Raw genomic sequence first — 25,829 nt, forward strand, 5'->3', positions numbered from 1 at the left:
CCCCCCGCCACACCTGTGGCGGCGCAGTGTGGCGGTTGGACGGGGCGACAGGGCCGTGGCGGTGACGCGCGCGGCGTGTTGACGCCGGCGGTGTCAGCGGCGTGGCGTCAGCCCGTAGCGGCGCATCTGGCGATGCACGGTAGAGCGGTCGATGCCCAGGCGCCTGGCGGCCTCCGAGACATTGCCGGCGCAACTGGCCAGCGCCGATCGCAGCGCGGCCTCTTCAGGGGTGGCGGCCTGGCCGGCGGGCGCCAGCGCTTCGGGCAGATCCTGCGGTTCGATCACGCCGTGTTCGCACAGCGCCGCGGCGACCGCGATCACGTTGGCCAGTTCGCGGATATTGCCGGGCCAGGCGTGTGCCTTCAACGCCCGCAGCGCCCGCGCGGACAGCACCGGCGCGCCGGACTCGTCCTGATGCCGCGCCAGCATGCGCGCGATGAGCCAATCCAGGTCCTGGCGTTCGCGCAGCGGCGGCACCGTGAGCGTGGCCGCGTTGATGCGGTAATACAGGTCTTCGCGGAACCCGCCCTCGCGTACCCGCGCGCCCAGATCGCGGTGCGAGGCCGATATCAAGGTCAGGCGCACCGCGCGTGGCGCGTTGGCGCCGATGGGCGTGACCTCGGATTCCGCCAGCACGCGTAGCAAACGGCTTTGCAACGTCAACGGCATGTCGCCGATCTCGTCCAGGAACAGCGTGCCGCCGTCGGACGCTTCGATGAGGCCCTTGCGCCCCTTGGGCGCAGCGCCCGTGTAGGCGCCCGGCAGATAGCCGAACAGTTCGCTTTCGATCAGGGATTCCGGGATGGCCGCGCAGTTCACCGCGACAAAGCTGCCCGGCCGCCGGCTGTCTTCGTGGATGGCTCGCGCCAGGTATTCCTTGCCCACGCCGGTTTCGCCTTGCAACAGAATGGGCAGCCCCTGGCGCGCCAGTTTGGCGGCGCGCGTCTGCAACGCCGCCATCCTGGCGTCACCGCCGTCCAGCCCGCGCAGGGCCGAGGTCGTGGCGCGCACGGCGACGGACGCGCCGCGCGCATGGCGGTTGGGTTCAATGGCGTGGGCGAATAGCGCATTGCCGTCGCGCGCGACGATCAGGCGGTCTTGCGGCGCATGGCCGCGCGTGAATTGCGGCAGGTCATCCAGCTGTACCTCGAAGAAACGCGTGACGGGTTGGCCGATCAGGTCGGCGGGGTGGCGCCAGTCCAGCCCGGCGGCGCGTGCCAGCAGCTTGGCCCCGGAATGTGTCATGCCCAGGATGCGGCCAGCACCGTCCAGCGAGATCGCGGCTTCGGGATCCACGTCCAGGAATTCGGGCGATCGCGCAAAGCGCAACACCCATTCGTTGCGCGTGCGCGCCATCAGGTTGGCCAGTTCGATGCGGCGGGTAGTGCTGTTGACCAGATGCAGCGCCAGGTTCTGGCTGGCCTTCAGGCTGGGGGAACTGAGCAGCGAAATATCCAGCACGGCCGCCAGTTCGCCGTCGGCGTTGTAGATGGGCGCGGCGGTGCAGGACAGCGGCGTGTGGGTGTTGTCGAAGTGATCGGTCTGGTGGATGGTCAGCGCTTCGCCGGTTTCCAGGCAGGCGCCCACGGCGCAGGTGCCAGCACGCGGTTCCGACCATTCCGACCCCAGGTACAGGCCGGCTTTGCGCAGCTTGTCGGTCTGCGCCGGGTCGCCCAGGAACTCCACCGTGACGCCCTGGCGGTCGGCCAGCAATAGCACGTAGTTCTGGCCCGCGACCTGACGGAAAAGATGGTCCAGCCCGCTGCGGGCGATGCTGATCAGGGCTTCGGATTGCTGGCGGTGTTCGCGCAGGCGGCCGTCAGGGACGATATACGCCTCGCACGCCTGGGCCGGATCCAGCCGGTATTGGTCCAGGCAGCGCAGCCAACTGCGCACCACATGCGCGTCGCGCTGCGTGGGGCGGCCTTGGCCGACCTGTTCGATCTCGCGGATATGGGCGGAATGCAGGGATTCCTGACTAGGCATGTCGTCTCCATGGTGCGCCCGATCTACGCCGGATCAGCTAGGCAGCATGCACAGAGACGGCCCCGCTTGTAAATGGTGGTTATCCAGCGGTCTCGCTGTCTATCGAGCGCAGCGCTTTGGGAATCCGATAACGCTTGCCGTCAAAGCGCAGCGTGTGGCGCTTCTTGCCCTGGCTGACGGTTTTTTCTTCGCAGCCGCCTTGCTGCACTGCGGCACGGCTGGACGAGTGCGAATCGGTGGCGACCAGGTCGCGGTAGCCCTTGGTTTGCCTGGTGCCTATCGCCAGGCCGACCGCGCGTTCCGTGAATTCGCCCGCGCAGCTCGTGTCCCATTGGCCGGACGAGTGGTTGACGACCAGGCCGTCGAGCACCAGGCGCAATTCGTTGTCTTCCACGGTGAAGAGCCGCAAGCTGGTTTCGTCCATGGGGTTGGCGCGCGAGGCGCCTTCGCGTTCGATGCGGATACCGAACGCACGGCGGTCGGCCGTGACGTCATAGCGCGCCGTATCGAACGACAGGCTGGCGATGCGCAAGGCATCGTCCGACATCAGATCAACCACCGTGCGGCGCTGCCGCACTTGCAACGTCTGGCGGTCCAGCACCAGCACTTCCAGATCGCCTTCGTGGCCGTTTTCGGGGTCGGGCGTGGCTTGCATCAACGGCACCGCCACCAGCAGCAGCTCGGGGTTGGCCGGCCAGGCCTTGCACGCCACCGCGAAGGGCGCGCCGACATCCGCGTCCGACAGCGTCACGAAGGCGTGGCCTTGCTTTAAGCGGATGCGGCCTTCGCGGTCGGGCTTGTCCTGGTTTTGATACACGCTGCGCACGATGTCGGCCGCCTCTGGGCAAGGGCCGCTTGCGGCGCGCGCCACGCCGCCCGCCAACAGGGCGGACAAGGTCAGGGCGCCGGTCAAGAAGGATAGGGGGCGGGGCATCGCAGGCGGACAGGGACGAAGAAGACCGAATTCTAATCACGCCACCTGTCGGCGTTGCGCCCCTTTCGCTACCGGCCGCTACAGATCGCTACAAGTCCACCCGCACCTTGCCTGCCTTTACCAGCGCGGCCACGTCGCGGATTTCCGTTAGCAAAGCCTGTTGCAACTGCGCCGGCGTGCCGCCCGTGGGCTGGAAGCCCTGTTCGGCCAGCTTGGCCCGCACGCCCTCGGTTTGCAGCGCGCGGTTGATGCCCTGGTTCAGCGCGGCGATCGTCGCTTGCGGCGTGCCCGCGGCGCAATACGTGCCAAAACGAATCTGCGCCTCAAAAGCCGGGTAGCCGCTTTCGGCGACGGTGGGAATATCCGGATACTTGGGGAGGCGTTCGCGGCTGGTCACTGCCAGCACCCGCAGGCGTCCGCCCTTCAGATAAGGCTCGACCGCCGCCACCGTCGCCACGACGAGCTGGATCTGGCTGCCCAACAGATCCGTCATCATCGGCCCCGTGCCGCGATACGGAACGTGCAGCATGTCGATGCCGCAGGCGGCTTGCAGCAATTCGGTAGCCAGATGCTGCGGCGTGGCGTTGCCGGGCGACCCGAAGGTCAGCCCTTTGGGTTCGCGCCTGGCTTGGGCCACGAGTTCGGCCAGTGTCTTGGCCGGCAGGTCGCTGTTGACGGCCACCATGTAGGGCGAACTTGCGATCGCGCATACCGGCGCCAGCTGCTTGAGCACGTCTTCCGGCGGGCGGGCGTAATAGCGCACCGACGGCACCAGCCCCGCGAACAGCAGCACGCTGCCATCCTTGGCGGCATTGGCGGTGTAGTCCGCGCCCAGCATGCCGCTGGCCCCGGGCTTGTTCTCGACGACGACCGGGCGGTCCAACGCGCCCTCCAGCGTGGCCGCGATGACCCGGCCCAGCACATCGGTGCCTCCGCCCGGGGGGAAGGGCACGATCACGCGCAAGGGCGCTTCTCGGGCTGCGGCATGGCGGCTTAGCGACAGGGCGGCGGGCGCCGCGGCGGCCAGGGCCAGGTGCTTCAGTACGGTTCTGCGATTCATGGGGTTGTCTCCATCTCCGCCCCTTCGGGGCGATGGCCGATCGCCTCTGTCAGGCGGGCGATTCGGCGGTTTTCGGCAGTAGAAATGCTTGCAGGGCCGATGCCACCACGGCGGGAGCTTCCACCGGCAGCATATGCCTTTGGCCTTCCACGACCCGGGCTCGGCCGTCGGGCAGCGCGCGCGCCAGGCCCCGGGTCATGCGCGCAGTGGACCCAACATCTTGTTCGCCTGTCATCGCAAGGGTCGGGCAGGCGATATCCGGCGCTGCCTGCGCCAGTATCGGATCGCCCTGCGCGAACAGCCGGTATGCCGCCAGGAAGCTGGCGCGGTCGTTGCGGACCAGGCGCTGGCCGATGGCCGCCACCCGCTGCGGGCGTGTGGCCAGGAATTCGGGCGTGAACCAGCGTTGCAGTGATATCGCGGCAGCGGCCTCCACATCCTGGGTGGCGGCCGCGGTCAGGCGGGCCGTCACGGCGCGGGCCTCTTCCGGCGTGCGCTGGAACACCGTGCTAAGCAACACCAGGCGTTCGACACGCTGCGGTCGGGCGGCGGCATAAGCCCCCGCGATCAAGCCGCCCATGGAATAGCCCAGCACGCTGGCGCGCTGCCAGCCGGCCCGGTACAGCTCGGCGTCAAGCTGCGCGATGAAGTCCTGCACGCGCGCTTCGCCCGTGAGGCCCGGGGCCGCGCCATGGCCCAGCAGGTCGTAGCGCAGCACCTCGAAATCCGGTTCCAGCAGCGGAACCAGATCGTCCCATAGCGTGTGATCCAGCCCGACGCCGTGCAGCAGCACCAGCGGCGCGCCCTGCCCGGAGCGGCGGCGGGGCGCGCTCATTTCGATTGCGCCTCTTGCGCCAATGCCTGCAGATCGGAATAGCGGTTGCCGATCCGGTGATGGGGGCGGCCAGAGGTGGCGGCGCCCAGCGCGATCACGATCTCGTCCGGCGCGGGGGCATCATTGATATTGGTCTGCACGGTCAGGTAGTGTGACCGCAGTCCTTCGTCCAACTTGTGCATCAGCGGCACCGAGATCACGCAGCCCGGACCGCCGCGCGTATTGGTAAAGCTGAGGTAGCTGGTGCCGCCCACGGCGTTGCGGTAGGCGTTGCCGAAGCGCAGGGTGTGGATCAGCGCCGACGCATGTTCGACTTCGCCCGCGGTGCCCACCACGGCGGCCTTGCCGTAGGCTTCGATCTGGTCGGCGGACCCCGCCTGGCGCAGGATCTCTTCCACCAGCAACTCGCCCAGCGGCGGCGCGGCTTCCAGGATCTGCGGGCGCAGGTCTTCCTGGAAAGGCAGGCCCGCCCACGGGTTACGGATCACGGCGGCCGCCACGATCATGATCAACGGCCGTTCGGCCGCCTTGCCGCCTTCAATGCAGGTCTTTTCGACGTAACTGACGATTTTTCGCACTTGCAAAGCCATTCCGCTGCTCCCATGCATGCTTGATGAACGATGCCTGCATTGTTGAAGGCCACCCGGAATTTTGACAATCCAAATTAACGTAAGTTAATTTCGGAAAATCTGAATTCGGTTGCTTGCGACGCCATGCCATCCCCCTTGAAGATCCAGCACCTGCGCCAGTTCCTGCTGGCCGCCGACCACGGCAGCTTCCGCTTGGCGGCCCAGGGCACGCACCGTTCGCAGGCCGCAGTGTCGGCCGCCATGCAGGACCTGGAACAGCAGCTGGGCGCGCCCCTGTTCGAAGCGGGCAAGCGGGCGCAACTGACGCCGTTGGGCCATGCGGTGGCGCCGCTGCTGCGTGAACTGCTGGCCACGCATGACCGCGTGCTGGATGCCGCGCGCCAGCTGGGCATGGGCCATACCGGACCCGTGTCGCTGGCGGTGATGCCGTCGCTGGCGGACGAATGGCTGCCAAAGCTGCTGGAGCGCTACGCCCGCAGCCACCCGGACATCCGCATCCGCGCCCTGGATGAATCGTCGCAGGATGTGCACCGGCTGGTGCTGACCGGTGAAGTGCAGGTGGGCGTGGCGGGCCAGGTGCCGCGCACGGCCGAGGTGGCGTTCACGCCCGTTGCGCGGGATGCGTTCGGGCTGGTGTGCCGAAAAGGGCACCCCCTGGCGCGCCGGCGTGGCCCGGTGCCGTGGTCGGCGCTGGAAGCCGAACGCCTGATCGGAAACGCCACGTTCGACAGCTTGAAGAGCCGGCAACTGGGGCACGTCATCGACGACCCGGCCATGGTGGTGTCGAACCGCGCGTCGTTGCTGGCCAGCGTGGTCGGCGGCTTGGGTGTTACGGTGCTGCCGGTGCTGGCGCGGCCGGCGGTCGGCTCGGGCCTGGCCTTCGTGCCGCTGTCTGAACCGACGGTTGAGCGCATTGTCGGCGTGCTGACGCGCAAGGAAGAAACCTTGCTGCCGTCGGTGGCGGCCATGCATGCGATGGCGCTTGACTCGCTGACGCGGTTCACGCGCCGCAAGGGGGCCGTGCTGGTGTAGCCCCCTACACCCCGCAAGCCACCATCATGAACTGTCGAAAGGCATCGGCCGGCTTGGCCAGCCCCGCGCGGGGATGCCACAGCAGCCCGGCCTCCATGGGCGGCACGGCGTCGGTGATGGGCAGGGCCTCGATCTTGCGGCCTTCCAGCGACCAGGGGCGATAGACCATGTCCGACAGCATGGTGACGCCGAAGCCATGTGCGACCAGCCCGCGCAGCGCTTCCATGGACCGCGTGCGCAGGGCGATGTCGGGCCGCAGGCCATGCGTGCGCCAGTAGTTCAGCGTGGACCGTTCGCCTTCGTCCACCTCCAGCAGGATGTAGGGATAGCGCGCGATGTCGGCCAACGACGGCGCCGAGGCGGACAGCAGCGGATGGCCGGACGCCGTCCACAGTTGCCGCCGCGATCGCACCAGCACCTGATGGCCAAATCGCTCGCGCTTGTCCACATTGGACAGCAGCGCCACGCCCAGCTCGACGTCGCCGCTGGCCACCGCCGCTTCGATTTCCGGGCGGTCCAGGTCCACCAGGTCCAGCACCACCTCCGGGTAGCGCCGGCGGAAGCGCGCCAGCAGGTCGGGCAGGAAATACCCCAGCACCGTGTACGACGCGGCGATGCGCACCGTGCCGCGCAGCGCATAGCGCTGAAAGCCGGGCTCGCGGATGGCGTCGTCCAGCGAATCCAGAATGTCCTGCGTCCGCCGATGAAAATTGTGGCCTTCCGGGGTCAGCGTGACGCCGTGCGGATGGCGGTCGAACAGGCGCACCCCCAACTGGGATTCCAGGGCCAGCACGGCGTTGGTGACGGCCGATTGCGAAACATGTTCGTCGGCCGCCGCCATGGAAAACCGGCCCGTGCGGGCGGCCGCCGCGAAATAGCGCAGCTGCCGCAGGGTGACATCATTAGCCATCTGTTTTTCGAATACCTGCTAGCTGAAACTATGAATATACGATAACCAACGGCGTTCCTACACTGCGGAAAACACTCAAATCCGCATGCAGGAGACAAGCGCGTGAACGCCCCACTACCCCCAGGCGTGGCCGATACCCATGGCCTGACGCTCGACGACAAATACACCCGGACCACCGGCCGCATCTATCTCAGCGGCACCCAGGCGCTTGTGCGCTTGCCGTTGTTGCAGAAGCTGCGCGACCAGCAGGCCGGCCTGAACACCGGCGGCTACATCTCGGGCTATCGGGGCTCGCCGTTGGGCGGCCTGGACCAGGCGCTGTGGAAGGCCAAGAAGCACCTGAAGTCGCACGACGTCGTGTTCCAGCCCGGTGTGAACGAAGACCTGGCCGCGACCGCCGTCTGGGGCTCGCAGCAGTTGAACCTGTTCCCGGGCGCCACCCGCGACGGCGTGTTCGGCATGTGGTACGGCAAGGGGCCGGGCGTGGACCGTTCGGTGGATGTGCTCAAGCACGCCAACTCGGCGGGCTCCTCCGCGCACGGCGGCGTGCTGATGTTGGCGGGCGATGACCATGCCGCCAAGTCCTCGTCGGTCGCGCATCAGTCGGAACATGTGCTGATCGCCAGTGGCATCCCGGTGCTGTACCCATCCAATGTCCAGGAATACCTGGACTACGGGCTGCACGGTTGGGCCATGAGCCGCTACACCGGGTTGTGGGTGGCGATGAAGTGCGTGACGGACGTCGTCGAGTCCAGTGCATCGGTGGATGTGGATCCGGCGCGCGTGCGCATCGTGTTGCCGGACGAGGCCTTGCCGGAGGGCGGGCTGAACATTCGCTGGCCGGATTCGCCGCTGGCGCAAGAGGCCCGCTTGTTGGACCACAAGTGGTATGCCGCGCTGGCGTATGTGCGGGCGAACAAGCTCAACCGCGTGGTGCTGGATTCGCCCCGGGCGACGTTCGGCATCATGACGGCGGGCAAGGCGTATCTGGATGTGCGTCAGGCCCTGAACGACCTGGGGCTGGACGAGGCAGCCTGTGCCGAAGCCGGTATCCGCGTCATGAAGGTGGGCTGTATCTGGCCGCTGGACGCGCAAGGCGCGCGCGAATTCGCCACCGGCCTGAAAGAGATTCTTGTGGTCGAGGAAAAGCGCCAGATCCTCGAATACGCGCTGAAGGAAGAACTCTACAACTGGCGCGACGACGTGCGGCCGCGCGTGTACGGCAAGTTCGACGAGCGCGAGCATGGCGGCGGCGAATGGTCCACGCCGCGAGGCGGCTGGCTGCTGCCGGCGCGCTACGAGCTGTCACCCGCGCTGATCGCCCGCGCCATTGCCGCGCGGTTGGACAAGGCCGACCTGTCTTCCGGCTTGCGCGCCCGCATCGCGGCGCGGCTGGCTGTGATCGATGCCAAGGAACGCGAGGCCGCGCGCCCGACGCTGGTGGAAGAGCGCAAACCCTGGTTTTGCTCGGGTTGCCCGCACAACACCTCCACCCGCGTGCCGGAAGGGTCGCGCGCGGTGGCCGGCATCGGCTGCCATTACATGGCAATGTGGATGAACCGCGACACCGACACCTTCAGCCAGATGGGCGGCGAAGGCGTGGCGTGGCTGGGGCAGAAGGATTTCACCCGCGAACGCCATATCTTCGCCAATCTGGGCGACGGCACCTATTTCCATTCGGGGCTGCTGGCAATTCGCGCCGCGGTCGCGGCGCGTGCGTCGATCACCTACAAGATCCTGTACAACGACGCCGTCGCCATGACGGGCGGCCAGCCGGTGGACGGCGTGCTGACGGTGCCGCAGATTGCGGCGCAGATGCAGGCGGAAGGGGTTGTGAAAACCGTGGTGGTCACGGACGAGCCAGAAAAATATACCGGCGCGGCGGCGTTGCCGGGCGACATCGACGTGCATCATCGCAAGTCGCTGGACGACGTGCAGCGCGCGCTGCGCGAGATTGAAGGCACGACGGTGCTGATCTACGACCAGACTTGCGCCACCGAGAAGCGGCGCCGCCGCAAGCGTGGCGATTACCCGGATCCGCTGCGCCGGGCCTTCATCAACGACGCGGTATGCGAAGGCTGCGGTGACTGCTCGGTCAAGTCCAACTGCCTGTCGGTGGAACCCCTGGATACGCCGCTGGGCACCAAGCGCCGCATCAACCAGTCGTCATGCAACAAGGACTTCTCGTGCGTGGAAGGGTTCTGCCCCAGCTTCGTCACGGCCGAAGGGGCGGTGCTGCGCAAGCCGGCCCTGGCAGGCGCAACCCAGCCGCCGATGCCCGAGGCGCCATTGCCGGATCCCGCGGCCATCGCCGCGGGCGCGGCCTACCGCATGGTGATCGCAGGCGTGGGCGGAACCGGCGTGGTGACGATCGGCGCGCTGCTGGGAGCGGCCGCGCACATTGAAGGCAAGGGCGTCACCGTGCTGGACATGGCGGGCCTGGCGCAAAAGGGCGGCGCGGTGCTTAGCCACGTGCAACTGGCCAACAAGCCCGAAGACCTGCACGCCACCCGTGTCGCGCTGGGCGAGGCCGACCTGGTCATTGGTTGCGATGCGCTGGTGTCGGCGTCGCCCGAGGTGTTGTCGCGGTTGCGCCCCGACCATGGACGCGCCGTGGTGAACAGTGCGGCGGCGCCCACCGCGGCATTCCTGTCGCAGCCCGCCTGGCGTTTTCCTGGCGCGCAGGCAGAGGCGGCCGTTGCCGCAAGCACGGGCGGCAACTGTGATTTCATCGAGGCAGGGCCGCTGGCCGAAGCCTTGCTGGGCGATACGATCTACGCCAATCCGCTGCTGCTTGGCTACGCATGGCAAAAGGGCGGCCTGCCCTTAAGCTACGACAGCTTGCGTCGCGCGATCGAGATCAATGGCGTGTCGGTGGATAAGAATCTGGCCGCCTTTGAACTGGGCCGGCAAGCCGCGCATCGCGGCGCGGCGGCGTTGCGCCCGTCCAAGGCCACGCAGGCGGCCGGGCAAGTCGTTGCGTTGCCCGAATCGCTGGACGGGTTGATCGAGCGGCTGGCCGCGCATGTCGGGGCCTACCAGGACGCGGCCTACGCGGCGCGTTTTCGCGCGGCCGTCGAGGCCGTGCGGGCGCGCGAATCGGCGATGCCCGAGGGGCGTCGCCATGAGGTGACGCGCGCGGTGGCGCGCAGCCTGGCCAAATTGATGACCTATAAGGATGAATACGAGGTGGCGCGCTTGTACACGGACCCGGCGTTCAAGGCCAAGCTGCAGGCCCAGTTTGAAGGTGAGCCCGGGCGCGACTACCGGCTTCGCTACTACCTGGCGCCGCCCGCGTTCGCGCGGCGCGATGCGCAGGGCCGCCTGCAGAAGCGCGCTTTCGGCGCATGGGTCGGCGTGGCATTTCGCATGCTGGCCCCCATGAAACGGGTGCGCGGGACCTGGCTGGATGTATTCGGCAAGACCGCCGAGCGCCGCATGGAGCGCCAGCTGGCTGCCGACTTTCTGGCGCTGGCCGACGAGTTTTCGCGCACGCTGGATGCCGGCAACCGCGACGCCGCGCTAGCGCTGGCCAATCTGCCGGACGCCATCCGCGGGTATGGCCACGTCAAGGAGAACAACGCGCACCAGGCAGAAGCGCGCCAGGCAGAGCTGCTGGAGCGTTATCGCCACCCGGAACGCGAAACGCGGGCCGCATAGGGAAAAAGCGGCAGACGGGCGGGGGATCGCCTGGTGTACGATGCCCCGTCAATGCGGATCACGCCGCGTATTTTTCTGCCCGGCCATGGAACACCTCCTACGCAAAGTTGATCTGACCTCGCTTCGCCTGTTTGTCGCCGTCTGCCAGGAAAACAGCATCGCGCGGGCGGCCGAACGCGAGTTTATTGCGCCATCAGCCGTCAGCCGGCGTATCGCGGATCTGGAATCGTTGGTCGGGCTACCGCTGATCAAACGCCATACGCGCGGCGTGATCGCCACCCCGGCCGGCCAGACGGTACTGCGCCACGCCCAGCAGATCATCGGCGCCGTGGAATCCATGGGGGCGGAGCTGTCGCGCTTCTATGCGGGCGTAAAAGGGAATGTGCGGGTAGTCGCCAATCTGTCGGCCATCGTGCAGTTTCTGCCTGAAGACGTGGCGGCGTTTCAGCGCCTGTTTCCCGACGTGGATATCGACCTGGAAGAACAGCACAGCCCGGATGTGCTGCGCCTGGTGCGTGAGCGCGCCGCGGACTTTGGCATCTGCAACCGCATCGCCGGCACGGAAGGGCTGGAGCAATTGCCGTACCGGCGCGACCGGCTGGCGGTGATGCTGCCGGCCCATCATCCCAAGGCCTCCGCCAGGCAACTGAGTCTGCAGGACATTGCAGGCGAGACCTTTGTGGGGTTGCGCGAAAACAGTGCGCTGACCCAACTGCTGGCGGCGCAAGCCCAGGCCTTGGGCGCCACGTTATCGGTGAAGATCCGCGTGGCCAGTCTGGATGCGCTGTGCCGCATGACGCATGCGGGGCTGGGCATCGCGGTCATGCCGCAGCAAGTTGCCGAACTCTATCTGCAATCGCTGGACGTCGTGGTGCGTCCCCTGTCCGACGAGTGGGCGCGGCGGCAGCTATGCATCGTATTTCCCGCCGAAAGCCAGTTGTCGGCCACCGCCGCCACGCTGGTCAAGTTCCTGGCGCAGCAAGGCTGACCCGGCATCTCCGTTTGCGATGGCTGGCCTGCCGAGACGACACTTCGGCAATCGGCGTGCGCTCCTTATAGTCAGAGCGCGCCCTTGAAGTGACTGGGGGGCGCGGCCCAAGCCGGGGCAGACAGACCCCGCTGCCACGACACGGAGACAACATGACCCCCACCCGATTCCTGGCGTCCTGTACGCTTGCATTCAGCGCCTTGCTGCCCGCGGTGTCCGCGCAGGCCGCCGGTTATCCCGACCATCCCATCCGCCTGATCGTGCCGACGTCGCCGGGCTCCACGGCGGACGTCGTGGCCCGCGTGGTTGCGGAAAATCTGGGCAAGGCCCTGGCGCAGCCCCTGATCGTCGAGAACCTGGCCGGCGCGGCGGGCATCCCCGGCACGCGCCAATTGGTGGCCGCCAAGCCGGATGGCTACACGCTGGCCATCGTGTCGTCCAACCACGCCATCAACCCCAGCCTGTACAAGAGCATGCCGTACGACTCGGTGAAGGACATCACGCCGATTTCGGTCATCGGCACGACGCCCCTCGTGGTGGTCGTGGCCGAGAACTCGCCGTACCGCACGATCGGCGACCTGTTGGCTGCCGCCCGTGCACAACCCGGCAAGATCAACTATGGATCGTCAGGCAATGGCAGCGTGCTGCATCTGGCAGGCGAATTGCTGAAATCAAAGGCGGGCGTGAGCATGATGCATATTCCGTACCGCGGCGGCAATGCGTTGATCACGGATGTCATGTCTGGCCAGATCCAGGTGGCGTTCCTGGCGGTGCCGTCGGTGCTGGCCCAGGTGCAGGCCGGCAAGCTGCGCGCCCTGGCCGTCAGCACGCCTACTCGCGTGGCGGCGCTGCCCGACGCGCCGACGCTGGACGAGTCGGGGGTGAAGGACTATTCCTACGACGCCTGGATTTCGCTGATCGGGCCCGCCAAGCTGCCCGACGATATTGTGCGGACGCTGCAAGCCGCCACGCAGCGAACCATGGCGTCTGCCGCCGTGCTGAACACGCTGTCGCCGCAGGGCTTTGTGGCGCAGGGAAGCAGCGCCGAGCAGGCGGCAGAGACGTTGAACGCGGAAATCCGCAAGAGCCAGGCGCTGGTCAAGGCGGCGGCGGTGACGCCTGAATGACGATTGGAATGACGATGACTGCTGCCGTGGCGTTACCGGCCTGCGTGCTTGACGCGGCGCCCCGAATTCTTCTTCTGTCGCAGGATCCCGCCTGCATCCTGGCGCAATTGGACGGCACCCGCGAGCCGTCGTCTGCCGTGCCCTTGCGCGACGATGTCTCCACTGACGAGATCACGCCGTTGCCGATCCTGACGCATTTCGACGAGAAGCTGGGGCGGTATCCGTATACGGGCCTGAGAGCGGGGGCGGCGCAGCCCATCGGCGTCGATGCGATCAAGCGGGCCGGCATCAATGTGGTGGTGGCGGGAAAGCGCTACGGCAAGGGCTCATCGCGGGAACATAGCCCCATGGCCGAAAAGTGGGCCGGCGTGCGGCTGGTCATCGCCGAGAGCTTTGAACGCATCTACCGGCAAAATGCGGACAACATCGGCTTGTACACCAGCACAGACCTGGGTCTGGTGGAACGCCTGCGCCGAGGCGAATCCATCACGGTGGACGAGATCGTTGCGGGCCGCGACGGCTTGGCAGCCGCCATCGTGCGGGCAGGCGGGTTGCTGGCGTTCGGGCAGCGGCACTTGCAAGGCGTGGCGCAGGCGCCTGCCTTCGGCCGGGGTGACGTCCAGCCCGCGCAGCGGAATGCGCCGCGCACGCTGTTCGAAAAAATCATCCAGCGCCACGTGCTGGAAACGCCTGTCACGCCTGCCGATGCGCCGCAAGGCGCGGGCGTTTTCGTCCGTGCCGACTGGCGCTTCATCCACGAGTACTACACCGGCATGGCCGCGCACATGCTGCATGCGCGCTTCGGCCGGCCGCTGCGGCTGGTGGATCCCGCGCGCATCGTGGTGTTCGAAGACCACACGTCGTATGTCGAGGAAAGCCCCAACCACGTCAGGGCGAGCATCGTCCCCAATATCCGCGTCATGTGCCAGGCCCAGCGCGATTTCGTCGATGCCTACCAGCTTCGGCATCACCGCACTTTGACCGAAGCCGAAGCGGCGCAGGAGGGGGGCGCCAATGTGGCGGGAATTTCGCACGCGATGATGGCAGAGCACTACGCGCTGCCCGGGCAGGTGGTGGTGGGCACCGATTCCCACACCCCGCATAGTGGCGCGCTGGGGTGTGTGGCGTTTGGCGTTGGCACAACCGACATGGCCAACGCTTTTGTCACGGGCGCCGTGCGCCTGACGCTGCCAGCGTCGCTGCGCGTCGACCTGGCGGGCGCCTTGCCGCCGGGCGTGACGGCCAAGGACATCGTGCTGCATCTGCTGGCCTTGCCAGAGATCCGTTCAGGCGCGGGCGTGGGCAAGGTATTTGAGTTCACGGGTGACGTCATTACGGGAATGTCTGTCGACGAGCGCGCCACCCTGACCAACATGACGGCCGAATTGGGAGGCTTGACCGGCATCGTGGCGCCGGACGCCGAAACCGTCCGCTTCCTGCGTGAACGCCGCGGGGCGGACGTAGCCGTCGAACGCTGGATGCACAGCGACCCCGATGCCGTCTATGCGGCGACTTTACGCGTCGATTGTTCGGCCTTGTCGCCCCTTGTGGCCGCGCCAGGCGATCCGGGCAACGGCATCCCGCTTTCCAGCCTGCAAGCGCGACCGCGCATCGATATCGCTTACGGTGGGTCCTGCACGGCCGGCAAGCGCGAAGATTTCGATGCCTATCACCAGGTGCTGGCCTGGGCCGTGGACCGCGGTCTGCGCTTGCCCGATGGCGTGACGCTCTATCTGCAGTACGGCACCACGGCCGTGCGCGACTACTGCGTGGCGCAAGGGTATGACCGCACCTTTGCCGCGGTTGGCGCGCGGATCTTGCAACCGTCCTGTGGGGCGTGCGCCAATTGCGGTCCGGGATCGTCCACTGAACCGGGGCAAGTCACCATCAGCGCCATCAATCGAAACTTCCCCGGCCGCTCGGGACCGGGAAGCGTGTGGCTGGCCAGTCCGCCTACCGTCATGGCGAGCGCCCTGGCGGGCAAGCTGGTGTCGTTCGCGGAATTGCAGGCCGGCTGCGCGGCCTGACGGCTTGATCGGCGGCCCGGGCCTTTCGTCTAGGGGTTCCTCCCAATTCGGACGCCGTGAAGCCCAGCTTAATGAAACCTTAATTGGCAGCCCCCCGGCACTGCGTCAGAGTGCGCAACAGAGCAAACGGCCACCAGATGCCGTCTCGGGCGGCGATGCCGTCCGTCCCGCAGTCAGCCCCGCACAGCACACACCTATCAAAAGAAACCCGGGACACACCGGGTGGCTTGCTATCGGCCGTCGCCGCCAGGCGGCGGCTTTCCCTGTTGGTCCGAGGAGACAACAATGAGCAAGAGCTGGAAGACGTTTGCGGGTGCATTGGGTACGGTGGCAGTCATGGCGGCAGGCGGTGCGCACGCCGCCGACGCGTCGCCGGACATCAAATTGATGCAGCTTTCGGTCGGCAAGATCGAGCTGGACAAAGGCTTCATGACGGCGATGGTGGACGTCGGCACCAAGATCAAGATTCCGGTGCCGGCTTACGTGATCCAGCATCCGCGCGGGCTGGTGCTGTTCGATACCGGCATGAACCAGGCCACCGCCGATGGCAACTGCGCCAACTACTGGGGGCAGGGCCTGTGCGGGGCGTTCAATTCCATCCAGGGGCGCGACGAGGTCGTGGACCGGCAGCTGAAAGCCGCCGGCTTTGACGTCAGCGATGTGAAGTACGTCGTCTATTCGCACTTCCATCTGGATCACGCCGGCAATATCAAGATGTTCCCCAAGGCCAAGCACGTGGTGCAGAAGGCCGAATTGCGCGCCGCCTGGTGGCCCGAGAAGTTCCAGCGCGCCGCCTACGTGATGAAGGACTTCGACACCACGCGCGACTACGACTTCATCCAGGTGGAAGGCGACTTCGACCTGTTCGGCGATGGCTCCATCGTGCTGCTGGATACCAAGGGGCACACGCAAGGCCATCAATCGTTGCAGGTGAAGCTGAAGAACACCGGCACGGTGCTGCTGGCGGCGGACGCCATCTACACGGGCGAAAACGAGGCGGGCGTGATTCCCGGCATTACCTGGAACACGGCGGCATCCATGCAGGCCATCGACCGTCTGAAGCAGATCCGCGACGCGCGCCAGGGCCAGCTCTGGTACAGCCATGATGCGGAGCAACATGCGCAGAACGCCAAGACCAAAGTCTTCGACTGACGGAGCGCGCCATGCAGCCGGCGGTTGCCTTGCACGAGGTCTGCAAGTCGTTCGGGCCGCGTCAGGTCCTGCATTCACTGAGCCTGTCCGTCAGGCCCGGTGAAATCGTGGGCCTGCTGGGTCCGAACGGCAGCGGCAAGACCACGACCCTGCGCCTGATGGCGGGATTCCACACCCCGGACAGCGGCCGCATCACGATCTGCGGGCGCGAACCGGCGCCGGGGCGCGGCAGCGCGGACATCGGCTATCTGCCGGAACGCGCGCCGCTCTACGACACGCTGACGGTGACGCAGTACCTGCAGTTCGGGGCGGGCGTGAAGGTGGAGGGCGGGGCGCCTGCGCGCCGGCGGGCCATCGACCGCGCGATCGACGGCTTCGATTTGCAGGGCGTGGCGCGCACGGTGATTGGCCGGCTGTCCAAAGGCCAACGCCAGCGCGTGGGCTTGGCCCAGGCCGTGCTGAACGACCCGCCCGTCTTGCTGCTGGACGAGGCCACCAATGGCCTGGATCCGGTGCAGATCGTCGAGGCCCGCGCGATGATCCGCCGTTGCGCCGAGGGCCGCGCCGTCGTGTTCAGCAGCCACTTGATGCAGGAAGTAGAGGCCCTGTGCACCCGTATCGCCATCCTGCGCCAGGGCCGCCTGGTGGAGGACGCGGCATTGGGGCAGGCGCAGTCGGCCCTGCAATTGCAGCTGGCGTTGCCGATGGCAGGCCATCCGGCGCTGCATGCGGCCCTGTCGGCCTGCCCGGGCGTGCGCGGCGTGGATGCCGCGCCGTTGGGCGAGGGGCTAAGCAAGTGGCGTATCAGCTGGGAAGCGGACGAAGGCATGGGCATGCGTCAAAACCCTGGCGAAGCGACGTGTGACGCCGTCTTGCGCATTGTGCTGGCACACGCCGAAGTGCGGGCCGTGCTGTCGCTGCACGACGCGGTCGAAACCCGGCTGCTCGCTGCGCTGGCGCCCAACGATCCCTTGCTGCGGAGGCGTGCATGAAAGGCTTCGGTGCTTTGTACCGGAAGGAACTGCGTACCGATTTCGGATCCCCGGTGGCGCTGGTGGTGGTGGCGGTCTTTTGGGCGTTGTCGGGCTACCTGTTCAGTTTCAATCTGTTCTTCGTCAGTACCGGCCAGATGGTGACGGCGTTCCACAACATGACGATCTTGCTGATCCTGGTGATGCCGCTGGTCAGCATGCGGGCGTTTGCCGAAGAGGCCCGGCAAGGCACGCTAGAGCTGCTGCTGACCTTGCCGCTATCGGATGCGGCGCTGGTGGCGGCCAAGTACGCGGCCGGATTGACGGTGCTGGCGCTGATGCTGGCCGGCACGACCGCCGCCGTGTTGCCGCTGGCCTGGTACGGGCAGCCCGATTACGGGCCGATCCTGGGCGGCTACATCGGCGTGTTTCTGTACGGCGCGCTGTTCCTGGCGATAGGCATTGCCGTATCCAGCGCGTGCAGCAACCAGATCGTCGCCGCCAGCGCGACGTGGGGCATCCTGGTGCTGCTGTGGTTCATCGACTACCCCGCCGCGCTTGATGCGTTTCCGGCGCTGTCGCCGTTCTTCCAGGCCCTGTCCCTGTCGGCGCAGCATGTGGACTTCATCCGGGGCGTCCTGCCCGGGCCCGCCACCGTGACGTTAGCCAGCGTCGCCGTGCTGGCGCTGATGATCGCCGCGGTCAACTTGAAGCGTTGGAGGCTGCGATGATGCCGCGCGCGCCATGGCGACGCGCCGGCAAACGTCTGTCGCTATGGTTGCCCGTGGTGGCGGTGGCTGCGTTGCTGCTGGCGCTGAACCTGTGGGCCGCGCGCAATCTGGGCCGCATGGACCTGACGGCGCAACGGCTCTACAGCCTGGCGCCGGAAAGCGTCGAGGTGGCCCGCCAGATCAAGCAGCCCGTGACGGTGACGTGGTTCTACGACCTGCGCAACAAAAGCATGGTCGACGCCCTGGAACTGCTGCGCCAGTATGAACATGCCAATCCGCTGATTCGCGTGCGCGGCGTGGACCCGGCGCTGCGTCCGGCCGAGGCGCGCGAGGCGGGCATCCAGTTCGCGGGCAGCGCCGTGCTGACCGCCGATAGCCGCAAGCTGACGATCAATGGCGGCACCGAAACCGACTTCACCAACGCGTTGATCCGCATCAGCCAGCGCGGCGCGCAAACGGTCTGCTTCACGCAGGGGCATCGCGAAGCCATGCTGGACAGCCTGACCTCGCTGGACGACCTGGAAGACCACGGCGATGACGAAAACCTGGTGGCGCGTGTGGAGGTCCATGAACAACATGGCATGGCGATGGCGCGCAATGCCTTGCAGACCCTGGGATACGCGACGCGCGGCGTGAACGCCGGCAGCCTTGCGCAGGCGCTGCCGGCTTGCGCCGTGCTGGTGGCCGCGGGCCCGCGCACGCCGTTCGGCGACGACGACGCCCAGGCGTTGCGCCAGTGGACCGCGTCGGGCGGCAAGACCTTGCTGCTGCTGGAACCCGATACGCAGCATGGCCTGGAGGCGTTGCTGGGTGACTTCGGCATCGCGCGTCCGCCCGGGGCATTGGTGGACCCGGGCAGCCATTACCGCAATGACCCGGGCAGCCCCGCCGTCAGCGACTACACGCGCCACAAGATGACGCGCGGCTTGCCCCTTAGCTTCTTTCCCGGCGCGGCGGGCCTGGAGCCTGCGGGCGACAGCTTGCCCCAGGGCGTCGTCGTGACGCCTCTGGCGCAAACCTCCGGCCAGGCGCATCTGCCCGGCCAGCCGGCTGGGCGCTACACCTTGATGGCATTGGCCACCCGCAACGCGCAGGCGGCCAGCGTGGACGGCTCGGCGCACCCCGCGCTATTGGTGGTGGGCGACAGCGACTTCGCCACCAATCGCCATTTCGCCACGCTGGGCAACGGCGCGTTGTTCACCAGCGCGGTAACGCTGCTGGCGGGCCAGGACGCCTTGCTGACGATTCGGCCGCGTCACTACGAAGGCCGTCGCGTCGAGCTCACCAACCGGCAGATGCGGACGGTGTTCTGGACCAGCACCGTCGCCTTGCCCCTGCTGGCGCTGATGTTGGGCTTGCTGCTGTGGTGGAGGCGGCGGTGAAGCCCGCGCGCGCCATGTGGCCGCTGTTGCTGGCGACGGGCGTAGGCTTGTCGGCGTGGCAATGGCACGAGGCCGCCGAGGGCCCGGCCAGCCATGGCGGCCATACGCATCTGCACGACGACGCCGGCAAACCGGCGCGCCTGTATGCCTGGGATGCGGCCCAAGCCGCGCAAGTCACGCTTGCCACGCCAGCGGCGTCGGTGACGTTGGCGCGCGGTGGGCAAGGCTGGGCGGCCACGCCCGTGGGCCTGGCCAGCGGCTTCGACGCGGCGCAGTTTCTGGCCCTGTTCTCGCAAGCCCGCAGTGACCGCGTGCTGACGCCGCATGCCGATCAATCTTATGGATTGAATCCCCCCCGATTGCGGATCGACATCCGCGACGCCGCCGGCCTGCGCCTCGCCCAAATGGCGGTGGGAGCGCTGGCGCCGGATGGACTAGGCCGTTATGTGCAATTGCCTGGCGAAGCGCAGATCCGCATCATCCCCGACTACCAGACACGTGCGCCGATGGCGGCGATGCTGCAGGTAAACCCGGATGTGGAAATCCCGTAGCTGGCCGTCTCTCTATCGCTTGTGAAGCCCGGCTTGCACAAAGATAAATAGGCGCTGAAAAGGGCGCTACCTATACTTCGTTTCCATTATCGGACGGGTAATGGCCGGCGCCTTCACCAGCCTGGCGAGCCGTCCACATAAGCGCCTTGCGGCTCGCTTCGCCTTGCATCGAAGTGGGGCATGCAAGGTCCATAACGAGACAAGGGCGCGCGAAGCGCGTCCGGGGCGACAAGCCCGCACTACCGTGCAGAGTCACGTTGCCGCGGCAACGCGTCGTCCGCGCGGCAGGTGTTTAGCGGATTGGGAGAAGACGCTTGACCTTGGATCTACTGCCTCTCGCCTTGGTGGATGGCGTGGCGTACGCCAGTCTGCTGTTCCTGGTGTCGATGGGGTTAACCCTGGTGTTCGGCGTAATGGGCATATTGAATGTCGCCCATGGCGCTTTCTACGCATTCGGCGGCTACGCCGCGGCCAGCCTGGTCATGTTCCTTGCGCCCAAGACCGACTCGCCCGTGCTGTTGTTCGCGGCGTTGTTCGTGGCCGCCATTGCCGTTGGCCTGGCGCTGGGCAGCATCATGGAATTCGTGCTAATCCGCCGGGCGCAAAACTACGACCCCATCCTGAAGCTGCTGATCACCTTTGGCGGATTCCTGATGCTGGAAGACATCCAGCGTTTGCTGTGGGGCGCGCAGCCCTACAGCGCCAGCGAGGTCGTCAACCGGCTGGGCAACATCGAAATCGGCGACATCACCTACACCACCTACCAACTGGTCGTGGTGCCGGTGACGGCGGTGCTGGCCTACGTGTGCCTGGAGTTCTTCCTGCGTCACACCAAGCTGGGCAAGCAGACCGTGGCCACCACCCACAACCGGGAAGTCGCGACGTCGCTGGGCATCAACGCCAAGAAGATCGGCTACGTCACCTTTGTGATCGCGACCATCCTGGGCGCCCTGGGCGGTGCGCTGGCGGCGCCCACCACATCGCTGGTGCCGGGCGCCGGCACGGACATGACGGTACTGTCGTTCGCGGTGGTCGCCACCGCGGGGCTGGGACAGATCACCGGCGCGCTGATTGCCGCGCTGCTGATCGGCATCATTCGCGCCATCGCGGTCTACGCCGCGCCTGAACTGGAAGTGGCGGTGCCCTACATCATCATGGTGCTGGTGCTGATCATCCGGCCGCATGGCCTGTTCACGGTCGCCCAAGCGCGGAGGATCTGATGAAAGTCGCCGTACTCAGCCTCGTGGCCGCGCTGGCCACGCTATTCCTGGGCTATGCCTATTCCTGGACCATCACGCCGATCGTCATCGGCCTGACCTACGCCATCGCCGCGTTGGGCGTGTCGGTGATGGCCCGCGCCGGCCAGATATCGTTCGGCCACGCGATGTACTCGTGCATCTCGGCCTATACCGTGGCCTTCCTGGCGCGCGCCATGCCCGGCACCGACGCCTTGGTGCTGATCCTGGCGGGCGTGGTCGCCAGCTTCGTGTCCGCCATTGTGATCGGCCTGTTCGTGGTGCGCTACCGCGGCATCTTCTTCGGCATGTTGAACCTGGCGCTGAGCATGGTGCTATTCGCGCTGCTGGGCAAGCTCTACACCCTGACCGGTGGGTCGGACGGCCTGCGTATCGTGCGCCCGACCATGGCCGGCATCCTGATGGAGCGCGAGTCTTTCGAGCGCGCGCTGCTGGTGTTGACGCTGGTGCTGTCGATGGCTTTGGCCTGGTGGGTGCAGCGCTACTTCCGGTCGGGCAGCGGCCAGGCCCTGTCGGCCATCAAGACGAACGAGACGCGCATCGAATACCTGGGATTTTCCGCGTACTTCATCATGTGGAAGGGCTATCTACTGTCGGCCGTCGTGGTGGGCTTCTCGGGCGCCATCCTGGCCTTGATGCAGGGCCTGGTCACGCCGGAAATCGGATCGTGGCTGCGCTCGGGCGAATTCGTGTTCATCACGATCCTGGGCGGGGCCGGTCACGCGGCAGGCGCATTCCTGGGCGCGGTGGGCTTCGAGACCGTGAAATTGGTTTCGGCGGCGTACTTCCCGGGCCTGTGGCAGTTCCTGCTGGGCCTGACGTTGATCCTGGTGATCTTCATGTTCCCCACCGGGTTCGTCGGCCAGATCATGAAGCGCGCCGCGACCCGCAAGCGCGACCTGGCGCGTGCTGGCGCCACCGGGCAGGCGCGGGTATCGCCCAATGCGCAGGCAGCGGCAAGGAACTGACCATGAAACCCCTGATTCAAACCACCGGCCTGTACCTGGCCTTCGGCGGCGTCGTCGCGGCCGACAATATTGATTTCGAACTGCACGAGGGCGAACGCCTGGCCGTGATCGGACAGAACGGCGCCGGCAAGACCACCTTCATCAACATCTGCACGGGCTATCTGGCGCCGTCCAAGGGCAAGGTGTACTTCGACGGCCGCGACGTCACGGCCATGGCGCCGCGCAAGATCGTGCGCCTGGGGCTCGGCCGGTCATTCCAGCTGCCGCAGCTGTTCACCGAGCATACGGTGCGCCAGTGCGTGCAGATCGCGGCGGCGCGGCGCAACAAGGAACTTAGCTGGTTCCGGTCGCTGGAAAGCACCATCGACGACAAGGAAGTGGACGCCACGCTGGATTTGGTGGGGCTGCTGCCCGAGGCCGACGAAGCGTCCATCGAACTGCCGGAAGGCAAGCGCAAGCTGCTTGACGTGGCGATGGCGCTGGCGCTGCAACCCAAGCTGCTGATCATGGACGAACCGACCAGCGGCGTCGCGTCTGAAGACAAGTTCGCCTTGATGGAAACCGTGATGCACGCGCTGGACGAACGTCGCGTGACAAGCTGGTTCGTCGAGCACGACGTGGACATCGTGTCGCGCTACGCCACGCGGGTGGCCGCCTGGATCGCCGGCAAAGTGGCCGCCGACGGCACGCCCGCCGAGGTCTTGAATAACCCGCAGATCAAAAGCGAAGTGCTGGGGGCCTGAACCATGTTGAATCTATCGGCCATCAATGTCGACCTGGCGGGCAACCGCATCCTGCGCGACGTCAGCGCCAGCTTTGAACCGTCCAAGACCATCGGCATCGTGGGCCGCAACGGCGCGGGCAAGACCACGCTGCTGCGCACCATCATGGGCCTGACCAAGATCAAGTCCGGCAAGATCGCGTTCGACGGCACGGACCTGACGGCGTTGCCCGGGCACAAGCGTGCCGCCCTGAAGGTGGGATACGCGCCCGAAGACCGCGTGATCTTCCCGACCATGACCGTGGAAGAAAACCTGAACCTGCCCTGCGAAGTGCAAGGCCAGTCCAAGGCCGAGATCGCCGCGCGCATTGCCACGGTGCTGAAGGTGGTGCCGCAGCTGGAACCCATGCTGGGCCGGTCCGGATCGGCGCTGTCGGGCGGCCAGGGAAAGATGGTGGCGCTGGCGCGCGCAATCATGGTTGGCACCCGCCTCTTGATGCTGGACGAGCCTTTCCAGGGCCTGGCCCCGAAGCTGGCGCGCGACTACACGGAAGCGCTGGCGCGGCTGAAGGAACTGCAACCCGACCTATGCGTGGTGATCACCGAGTCCAACGTGAAGTTGCTTGGCGACATCCCTGACCAGATCTGGACGATCGAGCGCGGCTCGATCACCTTGAATTGAATACCCGGAGACTTTCCATGACGCAGATGATTATCGACGGCCGCAAGGCCGATGCCGCAGACGGACGCACCATCGACGTGGTGTCGCCAGTGGACGGCAAGGTGTTCACCACCATCCCGCGCGGCCAGCAAGCCGACGTGGACGCCGCCGTGACGGCGGCGCGCGCCGCGCTGGATGGCGGCTGGGGCAGCATGACCGCGCTGGAGCGCGGCCGGCTGCTGCTGCGCCTGGGCGAGTCCGTGCTGGCGCACCACGAAGAACTGTCTCAGCTGGAATCGCGCGACACGGGCAAGCCCATGTCCACCGCCCGTGCCGACATCACCGTGCTGGCGCGCTATTTCGAGTTCTACGGCGGCGCGGCCGACAAGGTCCATGGCCAGACCATTCCGTTCCAGAAGGACTATTCCGTCCAGTTGATCCGTGAGCCGCTGGGCGTCACTGCCCACATCATTCCGTGGAACTACCCCGCGCAGATGTTCGGCCGCAGCGTCGCCCCGGCATTGGCCATGGGCAACGCCGCCGTAGTCAAACCGGCCGAAGACGCCTGCCTGTCCATCGTTCGCGTGGCCGAGCTGGCGTTGGAAGTGGGCTTCCCGCCTGGCGCGCTGAATATCGTGACGGGCCTGGGCGAAGAAGCGGGCGCCAGCCTGTCGCGCCATGCCGGCATCAACTTCATCACCTTCACGGGATCGAACGAGGTCGGCGTGCTGATCCAGCAAGCCGCCGCCGTCAACGCGGTGAAGTGCGTGCTGGAACTGGGTGGAAAGTCCGCCCATATCGTGTTCGACGACGCCCGCTACAAACTGGCCATCCCCGCCATCGTCAAGGGCATCGTCCACAACGCGGGCCAGACCTGCACCGCCGGCAGCCGCCTGCTGGTGCAAAAGGGCATCTACGCCGACTTCATGAAGGCGCTGGCGGAAGAATTTTCGAAGGTCCGCGCTGGCACGCCGGAAATGGACTTGACTTGCGGCCCCGTGGTCAACAAGGCGCAGTTCGACCGCGTCAACCGCTACATCGCCAAGGGCCTGGCCGACGGCTTGAAAGTGGCGGCGGAAGGCGCCATCGCCGATGGCGTGCCGGCGGGCGGCTACTTCGTCAAACCCACCTTGTTCAGCGCCCCATCGCACGACAGCACGCTGCTGACCGAAGAAATCTTTGGCCCCGTGCTGGTCGCGCTGCCGTTCGACACCGAGGCCGATGCCATCCGGCTGGCGAACGCCACCGACTACGGCCTGCTGGGCGCGGTCTGGACGGAAAACGGCGGACGCCAGCAGCGCGTGGCGCGCGGCATCAAATGCGGGCAGGTCTACATCAACGGATTTGGCGCCGGCGGCGGTGTGGAACTGCCCTTTGGCGGCGTCAAGAAAAGCGGCCATGGACGTGAGAAGGGCTTCATCGCCCTGGAAGAAATGAGCACGACCAAAACGCTGATCCAGTTCTACGGCGAATGATCGCCAAACTATCCGGAGACAAGTCATGAGTCAGTTGCAAGGGAAAGTCGCCATCGTCACCGGCGGGGGAAGCGGGTTCGGTGAAGGCATCGTCAAGCTGTACGCCAAAGAAGGCGCGAAGGTCGTCATCGCCGATATCAACAAGGAAGCCGCCGACCGCGTGGCCGCCGAGGTGGGCGCCGCCGCCCTTGCCGTGAAGGCCGATGTGTCCAGCCGCGCCGATATCGACCACGTGGTCCGCACGTGCCAGGAAACGTTCGGCTCGGTGGATATCGTGGTTAATAACGCGGCCATCACCCACAAGAACCAGCCGATGCTGGACGTGGACGAGGCCATGTTCGACCGCATGTTCGACATCAACGTGAAGTCGATCTACCACATGGCGCAAGCCGTGGTGCCCGTGATGCGCAAGCAGAAGCGCGGTGTGATCCTGAACGTGGGGTCCACGGCGGGCATCCGTCCGCGCCCCGGGCTCAGCTGGTACAACGCGTCCAAAGGCGCCGTCAACGTGTTGTCGAAATCCATGGCGGTGGAACTGGGCCCCGACGGCATCCGCGTCAACGCCATCTGCCCCGTGATGGGCATTACGGGCATGTTCGAGTTGTTCATGGGCCTGCCCGACACCCCCGAGAACCGCGCCAAGTTTGTCTCCACCATTCCGTTGGGCCGATTCTGCCAGCCGTCGGACGTGGCGGCCGCGGCCTTGTTCCTGGCCAGCGACGCGGCGGAGTTCATCACCGGCGTGGAGTTCCCCGTGGACGGCGGCCGTACCGTCTGATCGTTTTGAATGGGCCCGGCCAAGTCCGGGCCGT

The 25,829-nt window shown here is 66.6% G+C and carries 22 protein-coding genes; 16 read left to right on the forward strand and 6 right to left on the reverse strand.

Features of this window, described 5'->3' with window-relative positions:
• Positions 1-93: 93 nt before the first annotated feature.
• From ACE039_RS26890 to ACE039_RS26910, 5 genes are all read right to left on the reverse strand, one after another.
• Positions 94-1,986 (reverse strand): sigma-54-dependent Fis family transcriptional regulator, encoded by a 1,893-nt coding sequence (locus ACE039_RS26890; protein ID WP_485823826.1) that lies wholly within the window; start codon positions 1,984-1,986, stop codon positions 94-96.
• A 79-nt stretch (positions 1,987-2,065) separates the two neighbouring features.
• Entirely contained in the window at positions 2,066-2,881 is an 816-nt protein-coding gene (locus tag ACE039_RS26895; RefSeq protein ID WP_485823827.1) for a PA3715 family protein, read from the reverse strand.
• A 127-nt stretch (positions 2,882-3,008) separates the two neighbouring features.
• Positions 3,009-3,980 carry a Bug family tripartite tricarboxylate transporter substrate binding protein gene (locus ACE039_RS26900; RefSeq protein ID WP_416027749.1) on the reverse strand — a complete coding sequence of 324 codons (972 nt, stop codon included), beginning with the start codon at positions 3,978-3,980 and terminating at the stop codon, positions 3,009-3,011.
• Positions 3,981-4,029: 49 nt separating this feature from the next.
• On the reverse strand, positions 4,030-4,815 hold the full coding sequence (locus ACE039_RS26905; RefSeq protein WP_485823828.1) for an alpha/beta fold hydrolase: 786 nt from the start codon (positions 4,813-4,815) through the stop codon (positions 4,030-4,032).
• Positions 4,812-5,405, reverse strand: a complete 594-nt coding sequence (locus tag ACE039_RS26910) for an amino acid synthesis family protein (RefSeq protein WP_485823829.1) — start codon at positions 5,403-5,405, stop codon at positions 4,812-4,814. The genes ACE039_RS26905 and ACE039_RS26910 overlap by 4 nt, the downstream gene beginning before the upstream one ends.
• Positions 5,406-5,528: 123 nt before the next feature.
• Here ACE039_RS26910 and ACE039_RS26915 point away from each other — a divergent pair, with 123 nt between their 5' ends.
• Positions 5,529-6,437 (forward strand): LysR family transcriptional regulator, encoded by a 909-nt coding sequence (locus ACE039_RS26915; protein WP_485823830.1) that lies wholly within the window; start codon positions 5,529-5,531, stop codon positions 6,435-6,437.
• A gap of 4 nt (positions 6,438-6,441) precedes the next feature.
• Here ACE039_RS26915 and ACE039_RS26920 read toward each other — a convergent pair whose 3' ends face one another.
• Entirely contained in the window at positions 6,442-7,347 is a 906-nt protein-coding gene (locus tag ACE039_RS26920; RefSeq protein WP_485823831.1) for a LysR substrate-binding domain-containing protein, read from the reverse strand.
• Positions 7,348-7,449: 102 nt separating this feature from the next.
• On the opposite strand from ACE039_RS26920, the gene ACE039_RS26925 reads away from it, so the two are divergent.
• From ACE039_RS26925 to ACE039_RS26995, 15 genes are all read left to right on the forward strand, one after another.
• Positions 7,450-11,007, forward strand: a complete 3,558-nt coding sequence (locus tag ACE039_RS26925) for an indolepyruvate ferredoxin oxidoreductase family protein (RefSeq protein WP_485823832.1) — start codon at positions 7,450-7,452, stop codon at positions 11,005-11,007.
• An 85-nt stretch (positions 11,008-11,092) separates the two neighbouring features.
• Positions 11,093-11,995, forward strand: coding sequence for a LysR family transcriptional regulator (locus ACE039_RS26930; RefSeq protein ID WP_485823833.1), 903 nt, complete (start codon positions 11,093-11,095; stop codon positions 11,993-11,995).
• A 152-nt stretch (positions 11,996-12,147) separates the two neighbouring features.
• Positions 12,148-13,122, forward strand: a complete 975-nt coding sequence (locus ACE039_RS26935; protein ID WP_485823834.1) for a Bug family tripartite tricarboxylate transporter substrate binding protein — start codon at positions 12,148-12,150, stop codon at positions 13,120-13,122.
• An 8-nt stretch (positions 13,123-13,130) separates the two neighbouring features.
• Positions 13,131-15,149 (forward strand): aconitase family protein, encoded by a 2,019-nt coding sequence (locus tag ACE039_RS26940; RefSeq protein ID WP_485823835.1) that lies wholly within the window; start codon positions 13,131-13,133, stop codon positions 15,147-15,149.
• 285 nt (positions 15,150-15,434) lie between these two features.
• Positions 15,435-16,301, forward strand: a complete 867-nt coding sequence (locus tag ACE039_RS26945; protein ID WP_105557053.1) for an N-acyl homoserine lactonase family protein — start codon at positions 15,435-15,437, stop codon at positions 16,299-16,301.
• Between the two features lie 11 nt (positions 16,302-16,312).
• Positions 16,313-17,293 carry an ABC transporter ATP-binding protein gene (locus ACE039_RS26950; RefSeq protein WP_485823836.1) on the forward strand — a complete coding sequence of 327 codons (981 nt, stop codon included), beginning with the start codon at positions 16,313-16,315 and terminating at the stop codon, positions 17,291-17,293.
• Positions 17,290-18,003 (forward strand): ABC transporter permease, encoded by a 714-nt coding sequence (locus tag ACE039_RS26955; RefSeq protein WP_105557051.1) that lies wholly within the window; start codon positions 17,290-17,292, stop codon positions 18,001-18,003. Before ACE039_RS26950 ends, ACE039_RS26955 begins: the two co-directional genes overlap by 4 nt.
• Entirely contained in the window at positions 18,000-19,385 is a 1,386-nt protein-coding gene (locus tag ACE039_RS26960; RefSeq protein WP_485823837.1) for a GldG family protein, read from the forward strand. The genes ACE039_RS26955 and ACE039_RS26960 overlap by 4 nt, the downstream gene beginning before the upstream one ends.
• Positions 19,382-19,936, forward strand: a complete 555-nt coding sequence (locus ACE039_RS26965; RefSeq protein ID WP_105557124.1) for an electron transporter SenC — start codon at positions 19,382-19,384, stop codon at positions 19,934-19,936. The genes ACE039_RS26960 and ACE039_RS26965 overlap by 4 nt, the downstream gene beginning before the upstream one ends.
• A gap of 314 nt (positions 19,937-20,250) precedes the next feature.
• Positions 20,251-21,156, forward strand: a complete 906-nt coding sequence (locus ACE039_RS26970; protein WP_105557049.1) for a branched-chain amino acid ABC transporter permease — start codon at positions 20,251-20,253, stop codon at positions 21,154-21,156.
• The gene (locus ACE039_RS26975; RefSeq protein ID WP_332007744.1) at positions 21,156-22,160 is read left to right on the forward strand and encodes a branched-chain amino acid ABC transporter permease; all 1,005 of its coding nucleotides are present in this window, start codon (positions 21,156-21,158) and stop codon (positions 22,158-22,160) included. Before ACE039_RS26970 ends, ACE039_RS26975 begins: the two co-directional genes overlap by 1 nt.
• A 2-nt stretch (positions 22,161-22,162) precedes the next feature.
• Positions 22,163-22,903: an ABC transporter ATP-binding protein gene (locus tag ACE039_RS26980; RefSeq protein ID WP_105557047.1), complete on the forward strand. Its 741-nt coding sequence runs from the start codon at positions 22,163-22,165 to the stop codon at positions 22,901-22,903.
• A 3-nt stretch (positions 22,904-22,906) separates the two neighbouring features.
• Positions 22,907-23,563: an ABC transporter ATP-binding protein gene (locus ACE039_RS26985; RefSeq protein WP_313458898.1), complete on the forward strand. Its 657-nt coding sequence runs from the start codon at positions 22,907-22,909 to the stop codon at positions 23,561-23,563.
• 17 nt (positions 23,564-23,580) lie between these two features.
• Positions 23,581-25,017 carry an aldehyde dehydrogenase family protein gene (locus tag ACE039_RS26990; RefSeq protein ID WP_485823838.1) on the forward strand — a complete coding sequence of 479 codons (1,437 nt, stop codon included), beginning with the start codon at positions 23,581-23,583 and terminating at the stop codon, positions 25,015-25,017.
• A 25-nt stretch (positions 25,018-25,042) separates the two neighbouring features.
• The gene (locus ACE039_RS26995) at positions 25,043-25,795 is read left to right on the forward strand and encodes a glucose 1-dehydrogenase (protein ID WP_485823839.1); all 753 of its coding nucleotides are present in this window, start codon (positions 25,043-25,045) and stop codon (positions 25,793-25,795) included.
• Positions 25,796-25,829 lie beyond the last annotated feature (34 nt).

This window comes from Achromobacter maghribensis (assembly GCF_057334215.1).